At 67.8% G+C, this 9,241-nt stretch carries 3 protein-coding genes and 3 pseudogenes; 2 read left to right on the top strand and 4 right to left on the bottom strand.

What is annotated here, in order from left to right; all coding sequences use genetic code 11:
• The coding region (locus ABD332_RS59555; RefSeq protein WP_344515986.1) for a hypothetical protein at nucleotides 1-294 on the top strand (294 nt) is incomplete at its 5' end.
• 67 nt (nucleotides 295-361) lie between these two features.
• On the opposite strand, the gene ABD332_RS59550 is transcribed toward ABD332_RS59555, so the two are convergent.
• From ABD332_RS59550 to ABD332_RS59545, 3 genes and pseudogenes are all read right to left on the bottom strand, one after another.
• Nucleotides 362-556, bottom strand: coding sequence for a hypothetical protein (locus ABD332_RS59550; RefSeq protein ID WP_344515984.1), 195 nt, complete (start codon nucleotides 554-556; stop codon nucleotides 362-364).
• A 76-nt stretch (nucleotides 557-632) separates the two neighbouring features.
• Nucleotides 633-924 (bottom strand): annotated as a pseudogene (locus ABD332_RS60415) (DUF4865 family protein); the annotation flags it as partial.
• Nucleotides 925-1,336: 412 nt separating this feature from the next.
• Nucleotides 1,337-2,326 (bottom strand): annotated as a pseudogene (locus tag ABD332_RS59545) (AMP-binding protein); the annotation flags it as partial.
• Nucleotides 2,327-2,979: 653 nt separating this feature from the next.
• On the opposite strand from ABD332_RS59545, the gene ABD332_RS59540 reads away from it, so the two are divergent.
• Nucleotides 2,980-8,442 (top strand): AAA family ATPase, encoded by a 5,463-nt coding sequence (locus tag ABD332_RS59540; protein WP_344515982.1) that lies wholly within the window; start codon nucleotides 2,980-2,982, stop codon nucleotides 8,440-8,442.
• A gap of 348 nt (nucleotides 8,443-8,790) precedes the next feature.
• Here ABD332_RS59540 and ABD332_RS60410 read toward each other — a convergent pair.
• Nucleotides 8,791-9,084, bottom strand: a pseudogene (locus ABD332_RS60410) (ATP-binding cassette domain-containing protein); the annotation flags it as partial.
• Nucleotides 9,085-9,241: the final 157 nt, after the last annotated feature.

Genomic DNA, 9,241 nt, shown 5'->3' with positions numbered 1-9,241 from the left:
GTCGCGAAGGACAACGGCCATACGACGGTGGCCGACTACGTGCGAGCCCGGTACGACTCACCGCTGCTCGCGCTCGCCGTGGCGCTCACCGGAATCCTCGCCACCATGCCGTACATCGCCCTGCAACGCGATCGCGGCAAGATCGGCGCGACGCCTGCCGAGTCCGCGGGGTGTCCACTGGACGACGGTGCGGCCCCGGCGGCGGCGAACGCCTGCGCCTCGGCTGTCGCGGCCTTCACGTCATCGAGTTCCCGCCCGGGCAGCGCCGGCGTCGAGAGGAATAGATGGTCGTGAGAATTTATGACGCCAAGCTGATCGGAGGTGATATCGCCGAGTACGGTTCGTAACGGTGTCGGCAGATTCACCGCTGGTCCGGTTCGCTAACGTACAACACGATGGAGAGCGTGGCGTCATTCGGCATCGTCGCGCAATCGAGTCCGGCGACGGTCGTGAACTCGATAGTCTGCCAGGTCGTTGGATCGATGCCTGCGAACGCGAGGTGAGTTCCCGGATGTTGGGCTCGGGCGCCCACCGCTGCTTTCAGTTCCTCCGCCACCGTAACGAGATCGGCGTCTTGGTCCGGCTAACTGTGTTCGCAACACCGCGCGGGTGACGGCCGATATTCCGTACCCGCCAACACCGAGCGCGGTCGGCACCCAGGTCTGCACTTGCGGTCGACCGAAGTCGCGCACGATGCCGTCGAAACCTTGGGCACCCCACAGGAATTCGGCCGCGGCGGCGCTGTCCGCCCACGGGTAGAAGGGTGCGTACTGGTTCACCTGCGACTCGTCGACACCTACCTCACGGATGCAGTACGCCTTGCACCGAAGTCCGCTGCGATTGTCGAGCGCCGCCTCTTGTTCGCACCCGTGTCCGAATGATCTCCATGTGGTAGTCGGTTGGCAGCGCGATGGGGTACCGCATCAACAGCTGTCCTTGTCTCACCGCTTCACCTCCCACGGGTTGCCGTCGACGGGCTCCAGCCAACGCACGGAGTCACCGCCCGGCGTCTCGGCATGGACGGCGACTTGGGTCATCGTGGACTGTGGAGCGGCGCCGTGCCAGTGCCCTCCCTGTCAGGATGATGTGAGACAACCCGCCTACCAGGGGATACTCTTCCTGGACGGTTGCGAGGAGAGATCATCAGCATGACGTCGAAGCCCAGTTCGAGCCCGGATCCGGACGCCCGGCCCCAGCGGCGGACATTCACCGCAGAGTTCAAAGCGCGGATCCTGGCCGAGTACGACGCGGCGCCGGATGCGGCGGCTCGTGGGGCGATCCTGCGCCGGGAACGGCTCTACGGGTCACACATCCTGGACTGGCGCAAGGCCCGTGACGCCGGAGCCGCGGCCGGCCCGGAGACGAGGTAGTTCCACATCATCCAGCCGGTGGTGGTGAACCAGAAGAAGCGGTCGCCAGGGCCAAGGTCGTGGTGCAGCGCGAGCATTTTGACGTGCTCCAGCAGGATGCCGCCGTGGCCGTGCACGATCGGCTTCGGCAGGCCCGTCGTGCCCGACGAGTAGAGCACGTACAGGGGGTGTGCGAATGGCACCGGCTCGAACTCCAGCGGCTCGCCGGTCGGCTCGGTCAAGCTCTCCCATGTGCACAGGCCCTCGTGCAGGCCGTCGTGCCCCTCGTGGAGGTACGCGATCTCGACCGTCTGCTGCAGCGAGGGCAGCGCCTCCCGGATCGCGGCCACCTCGGCGCGGCGGTCGATTTCCTTGGCGCCGTAGCGGTAGCCGTCGACGGCCACGAGCAGTTTCGGCTCGATCTGTTGCCAACGGTCGACCACCGACCGGGTGCCGAACTCGGGGGCGCAGCTCGAGAAGATCGCACCCAGGCTGGCCGTGGCGAGCATCAGCACGAGCGTCTCGGGGATGTTCGGCGCGTAGGCGGCGACCCGGTCGCCCTTACTGATGCCGAGGCGGCGCAGGCCGGCCCGCACACGACGGACCCGTTCGCGCAGCTCCTCGGCGGTCAGGTCGACCGGTCCGCGGGTCTGCGACCGGCTAATGACGATCGGCTCCGCGCCGGCGACGCCCGGCATGCGCAGCACGTGCTCGGCGTAGTTGAGCCGGGCGCCCGGGAACCAGTCGGCGCCCGGCATCCGCGCGTCGGCGAGGGTGGCGGTCGGGGCGACGTGCTCGATGATCTCGAGGTGGTCCCAGATCGCCCGCCAGAACTCGGCCGTCCGGTCCACCGACCATTGCCACAGCGCCTCGTAGTCATCGAATCTCAGGCCGTGCTCCCACTCCAGCCAACGCAGGAACGCCCCGATCCGGGTTCGTTCGAGCACGTCTGCAGGGGGGTGCCACAGCTCCCTCACGGTAACCCACGTGCTCCCCGTCAGCAGCCACCACGGCCTCCCAACCCGTCAAGCCGTGTTTACCCTTCCGCCGAAGCGAGGCACGGCATGGCCTTCGTAGGCATATCGTAAAAGCTTTGACTATTTTGGGGAAGTCACATCGTGCCAACGAACACCGCGCATGCGGGACCGCCAAGCCCGATCGGACGGCGTCCACCTGCGTAGTGGATGAATCGGCTGACCGGCGAGCGGGCGGTCATGATCGGCAACGACGAGACGAACGACGAACCCGCCGCGGAGGAGGCGGGAACGCACGCCCTCCCGGCCCCGAAACAGTCCGAGGGCCCAACTCGACCAACGGTCTGGAGCGATCGGTCAATGGGACCTTACTGTTCTCGGACCTAAAAGTAGATCTAGGCGTTCACCGATCCCACCAAACCCGCCTCCCTGGTCAGCATGTTGGCCCCGCGGCTACAGCACATCGCAAGCCAGCCATGAGCGATCAGGCGGCGCGGACAGCGGCAAGCAGACCGTTCCCTGTGACCGCCGGACGGCCACCTGGGGGCGCTCCCAAGCGGCGCGCACGGTCGCACCGACGCTCGAATTTGGTGCACGCAAGGTACTTGGGTATAAGCAGGGTATGAACTGGATCCAACCGTCCGTGGAGGTGTCGGATGGGGACAGGCAGAGTGCTGCCAGGCCAAGATCCGCCAATTCAGGCCGAAATAGTACTTCACGAGAGTGAACGCACCCGTGTCACCCGCCTCGTCTTCGCCGGGCGCAGCGTCGTCCGGAAGGAACCGCTGGGGCCGGACGCGCCGCGGCGGCTGCAGCATGAGCGGGCAATCCTGGAGCGGCTGCGCGGCGTCGTTGGAGTCGCACAGCTGGTCGATGCGCCGCGGTACGCGGGGTCGATCGTGGTGGCGGACGTTGGTGGCAAAAGCCTTGCGGGGTTGCCGAAGCCGCTGGCGGTTGACGTCCTGGTGGAGCTCGCGGCGGAGTTGGCCCGAGCGGTGGCGCGGATGCACAGCCGGGGGGTGATGCACCGCGACGTCACACCGGCAAACATCGTGATCTCGCGCGACGGAGTCCCGTGCCTGGTGGACTTCGCGTTGGCAGCGTCGCTGGCCGAAATCCGTCCGGAGTTCACCCATCACACCCAGATCGTCGGCACGTTGGCATATCTGGCACCGGAGCAGACAGGGCGGACCGGCCGGTCGGTGGACCACCGTGCCGACCTTTACTCGCTGGGTGCGACGTTGTACCACCTCGCGACCGGGAACCCGCCGTTCGGTTCCGGCGACCCGTTGCAACTCACTCATGACCACTTGGCCCGGGTGCCGGTACCACCGTCGCGGGCGAACCCGGCGGTACCGGTGGCGTTCTCCGAGATTGTCATGCATCTGTTGGAGAAGGAGCCGGACAGCCGGTACCAGGCGGCGGACGGCCTGGTGCACGACCTGGAGCGATTGCGCGGCGGTGGAATGCGGCTCGCGCCGGGAGCGCTGCATGTCGGCGAACATGACCTTCCGCTGCGTCTCCTGCCGCCGTCACGGCTGGTGGGCCGCGACGACGAGGTGGCGGCGCTGCAGGCCGCGTTCGACGACGCGCTAGCGGGCCGGTGTCGCGGGTTGCTGGTCAGCGGCGCGGCGGGGGTGGGCAAGACATCCCTGATCGATGAGTTGCGACCGGTGGTGACCAGCAGCGGCGGCTGGTTCGTGGTGGGCAAGTTCGACCCGTATCGGCGGGATCTAGCGTTCGACGCGGTTTATCAGGCGCTTCGCGCGTTGGGTCGGCTGTTGCTGGCCGAGCCGGAGGACGAGCTGTCCGAGGTTCGCGAGCGGTTGTTGGACAAGCTCGCAACAAGCGCGGGACTAGTGAGCGCGGTGGTGCCGGAGTTCGCGGCGTTGCTGGAGGTGCCGCCCGATGCTGGGGATCCGCTGACGGCACAGGTTCGGTCGCAGCGAGCGGCTGCAGAGGTGTTGCGCACGGTTGCGTCGCGGAAACGGCCGGTGGTGGTGTTCGTCGATGACCTACACTGGGCGGGGTCCACCCCACTCGGCTTCGTCGACCTTATGCTGAGTGACGATCCGGTGGACGGTCTGCTGCTGGTGGGCGCGTATCGCGACGACGACGTCGACGCAGCACACCCACTGGCGGCGTCGCTGTCGCGGTGGCGTGACAAGATCGGCGTGCAGCACCTACGGCTTCTGAACCTGCCCGTCCCCCGTCTCATCACTATGGTTGCCGAGACGCTCCACATGGAGCGGCCCGAGGCTGCGGGCCTGGTCGAGGTAATCGAACCACATACGTCCGGCAACCCCTACGAGACGGTGGAACTGCTCAACGCGCTGCGCCGGGACGAGGTGCTCACCGCGACGACCGCCGGTTGGCGATGGAACAAGACGGCCGTGCGCACGCACCTGGGCCAGTCCGACGTTGCCGCGCTAGTGGCTGCGCGGGTCGAGGCATTGCCACCGTCGTCTCGGCAACTCGGCGAGGCGATGGCTTGCTTGGGCGGGCGAGCCGAGCTGAGCCTGCTACAGACCGCCACCGGCGAGCCGTCGGGTGTGGTCGAAAAGATGCTTGCGCCAGCCCTCGCCGATGGCCTGCTCGTGGTGCCCGGGGCGACCGAGGCGGTGCGGTTTCGCCATGACCGCATCCGCGAGGTCATCCTGCGCGCCCTGGATCCGCTGCGGCGACGCGCCTTGCAGTTGGCGATGGCACGGCGGCTGGCTGCCGTGCCGGAGCTGTTCGCAGTCGCGGCGGAGCAGTACCTGCCGGTGGTCGACGCAGTCGACGATGCCGCGGAGCGGCGTCGGGTGGTGCGACTGCTGCGGCGCGCCGCCGACCAGGCGACGTTGATCGGGGACTACGCACTGGTGAACGCACTGCTCACGGCCGCGCTAGCGCTCGTCGACGTGGCTGAGACCGGCACGCTCGTCGAGGTGCACATCGGCCGCCACGCCGCGTTGTACAGCATGGGACACCTGCACGAGGCCGATGGGGACTACCGGACCATCGAGGGACTGTGTCCCACCGCGATGCAACGTGCCGACGCGACGGCGGTCCAGGTGCGAAGCCTCACCCACCGGAAACGTTTTGCCGACGCGTTCGGTCTGGGCATCGAGTCGCTGCGCGAACTCGGCATCACCGTACCTGCCGCGGACCGGCTCCCAATCGAGCTCGACCACCAATTCGAGCATCTATACCGGTGGCTCGAAGACACCGAAAGCGCCGACGAACTAGCTCGGCCTGAGATCACCGACCCGGCACTGCTCGCCACATCGCGCCTGCTCAACGCGGTCCTACCGACGGCCTACTTCGTCGCCGACCAGTCCACGGTCGCCTGGCTGAGTCTGGAAGCGCTGCGGATCTGGGACGAGCACGGCCCCGGCCGGGTCCTGCTCGGCCCGGGCAGCCACACAGCCTTCGCTGCCGTGTCACTGCGCGACGACTACGTCGCTGGATATCGGGCGATACGACGGATCCTGGATCTCGGTGAAGCCCGCGGCTACGAACCCTCCACCTCGCAGGCACGCTTCCTGTTCGCCGTACTGAGTTGCTGGTTCGAGCCAATCGAAAACAGCATCGATGCAGCTCAACGCGCCCGCGAGGGACTGATCGCGGGCGGGGACCTCGCCAACGCCGGCTATACCTACCACCCGATCGTGGCGGGCCTGCTGGATTGCGCGCCTAAACTCGACGCCTACGCCGCCGAGGTGGAGGCGGGGCTGGCCTTCGTGCGACGGACCGGAAACGAGCAGACCGGCCAATGGTTCGACAGCTACAAGTGGCTGGCTGGCGTTCTGCGCGGCGAAAACTCCACCGCCGCCGATGAAGCGGTGCCCATCGACAGGTATGCCGACAACCCACTGGCGCTTCTCTACGCACATCTCAGCCACGCAATCGCTGCCGCCATCTTCAGCGAACCGATCGGCCTGGCGCGACACACCGCGGCGGCGATGCCCCTGCTGCTCTCGGCTGCCTCCGGCCTCTACCCGACCGCGGTGGCCCGCCTGCTTCGCGGGCTAGCCCTCGCTGAGCAGGCCCGATCCAGCCACTGCGACGAGCACGGCAGTTTGCTGTCCGAACTGGATGAGGTGACGCGGTGGCTGGCCGCGCGCGCTGCGGACGCATCGGCGAACTTTCTGCACCTGCTGCGGTTGCTCGAGGCCGAGCGGGCCTGGGCGATCGGCGACTTCCGCGCCGCCGCCCTCGCCTTCGACGCCGCGCGACGCGAGGTCGCCCGTCGCCAACGCCCATGGCACCGGGCCCTGATCACCGAACACGCGGCCCGCTTCTTCCTCGCCCAGGGCCTCGAACAGAACGGCTACGACCTTCTCGCCCAGGCTCGCCACGAGTACGCCGTGTGGGGCGCGACGGCGAAAGTCGATCAGCTGGACTGGGCCTACCCGACCCTGCGGCCACGAGTCGTTGCCACCGCCGGACACGGCACCGACCAGCTCGGCGATCTTGGCCATCGTCGCTCCACCGTCACGACCGGAACGATCGACCTCCTCGGCATATTGTCTGCCTCGCGGGCTCTGAGCTCCGAGACCAGCATCGCCGGACTACACTCCCGCGTGGCCGAAGTGCTCAGCGCGATGACTGGCGCGACCGGCGTCCATCTGCTGTTGTGGAGCGACGACCGGCAAGGCTGGCTACTGCCTGATCCCGGCGGCGACGGCGGCATCGTCCCGGTCAGCGTCACCGGCCACGAAGACGCGGTGCCGATGTCCGTGCTGCGGTACACGCAGCGAATACATGAACCGCTCGTCGTCGACAACGCCACCAGCGACGACCGGTTCGCTCGCGACCCCTATTTCGCCGACCTCACCTGCTGCTCCCTGTTGACCGTACCAATCCTCACCCGCGGCACACTACAGGCGGTGCTGCTACTGGAGAACCGCCTCATCCGCGGCGCATTCACCACCGAACGGCTCGACGGTGTCAAACTCATCGCCGGCCAACTCGCCGTGTCCCTCGACAACGCCCAGCTGTACGCCGACTTCCGCCGGATCGCCGACGAACAGGCGGCCCTGCGACGAGTGGCGACGTTGGTCGCCCACGGCGCGGGTCCCGATCTCGTGTTCGCCGCCGTGGCCGACGAGGTCGGTGCGCTCTTCGCCGCCGAAAGCACGGCGATCGTGCGCTTCGAGCCGGACGGGGACACGACGGTGATGGGAGGTTGCGGGTTCGAGCACTCCCAACCGGGTTCTCGCGGCAAGCCCGACCCCGACTCGGCGATGGCGTCGGTCCAGGCCACCGGCCGCGCGGCCCGCCGCGACGAATACGAAGTTACGGCCGCGAGCCAGCCCGACACCGCCGCCGGACTCCGCTGTGTGGTCGCAAGCCCGATCGAGGTCGAGGGCCGGGTCTGGGGTGCGATGCGCGTCGGGTCACGGCGCCAACGGCTGCCCCTGGACACTGAACAGCGGCTGGCCGACTTCACCGAGCTCATCGCGACCGCCATCGCCAATGCCGAAAGCCGGACGGAGCTCACCACATCCCGTGCGCGGATCGTCGCCACCGCCGACCAGACCCGCCGACGCATCGAGCGGGATCTGCACGACGGCGCCCAGCAGCGACTGGTCTCGCTGGCGCTGCAACTACGCGCCGCGCAGGCGGCGCTGCCGCCCGAGCTTGACGCGCTCGGAGCGCAACTCGACCGTGCCGTGGCCGGGGCCAACAGCGCGGTCGACGAGCTGCGCGAGATCTCGCGCGGCATCCACCCCACCATCCTGACCGACAGCGGCCTCAGCCCCGCGCTGCGCTCGCTCGCCCGTCGCTCGCCGATCCCGGTCGACCTCCGCTCAACCATGGAGGGGCGGCTGGCGGAGCAGGTCGAGGTCAGCGCGTACTATATCGTCGCTGAGGCGCTGACCAACGCGGCCAAGCACGCACGCGCCTCGAACGTAACGGTCACCGTCGAAGCCGACGCCGCCAACGCCGTCCTGCGCATCGCGATCCGCGATGATGGCGCCGGCGGCGCCGACTTCACCCGAGGCACCGGCCTGGTCGGCCTCAAGGACCGCGCGGAGGCACTCGGCGGCCGAATAATCCTCGTCAGTCCGCGCGGGGCGGGTACCAACCTGCGCGTGGACCTCCCCCTCACCGTCGAGAACAACCCGTGACATTTCACTAACCGAGGCCGAGACGACCCGCATCACACCTAGTCGATAGCGACAGGTCCGGTGCTGGCCAGGTATGACTCGTGGAGGAGGTGTGGCTTGGCCTGGAGTTCGCCGGGCGTTCCGGAGAACGTGATGCGTCCTCGGTCGAGGAGGTGGGCGACGTCGGCGATTGGTAGCGCGAGGTGCGCGAACTGTTCGACGAGCAGCACGGCGGTGCCGCGCTCCCGTGAGGCCGCGCACGACGGGAAGGAGGCGAGAGGCGATAACTGGGGCCAAGCCGAGGCTGAGTTCGTCGAGCAGTAACAGTGTTGGTCTGGACCTGACGTGGTGGTTTCGCCGGAGGCCAAGCAGGGCGCGTCCAATGACGAGCATCTGTTGTTCTCCACCGGAGAGGTGCCCGGCCGGGGTGTTGATGCGTTGTACCAGCTCGGGAAAGATGTCGAATACTTTGCGGTGTTGGCCAGCAGGCGCGACCACGGCAAGGTTCTCGGCCACGGTGAGCTCCGAGAACACGGCACGGCCTTGTTCGACATGACGTATGCCGAGTCGCGCGCGCCGTGTGCGAGACCAGGTGCCGATCTCGCTGCCGTGGAAGCGGATGTGGCCTCTTCGCGGCCGGGCCAGCCCGGAGATGGCATCCAACAGGGTGGTCTTGCCGGCTCCGTTAGGGCCTAGTACTGCAACGGCGGGTCGCTACCTCGTCTGGTTCTGGGTCGTTTGCCGGGTGTGGTGACGGTTGAGCAGGTCGAGGGCTGGGACGAAGATTTTCGGGAGTACTTCCTGGGGTTCTCGCACTGGT

It is taken from the genome of Dactylosporangium maewongense (assembly GCF_039531485.1).
In the GTDB taxonomy this organism is placed as follows: domain Bacteria; phylum Actinomycetota; class Actinomycetes; order Mycobacteriales; family Micromonosporaceae; genus Dactylosporangium; species Dactylosporangium maewongense.
Note: the sequence above shows the minus strand (reverse complement) of the source record. Positions and strands in the feature narration are given on the sequence as shown.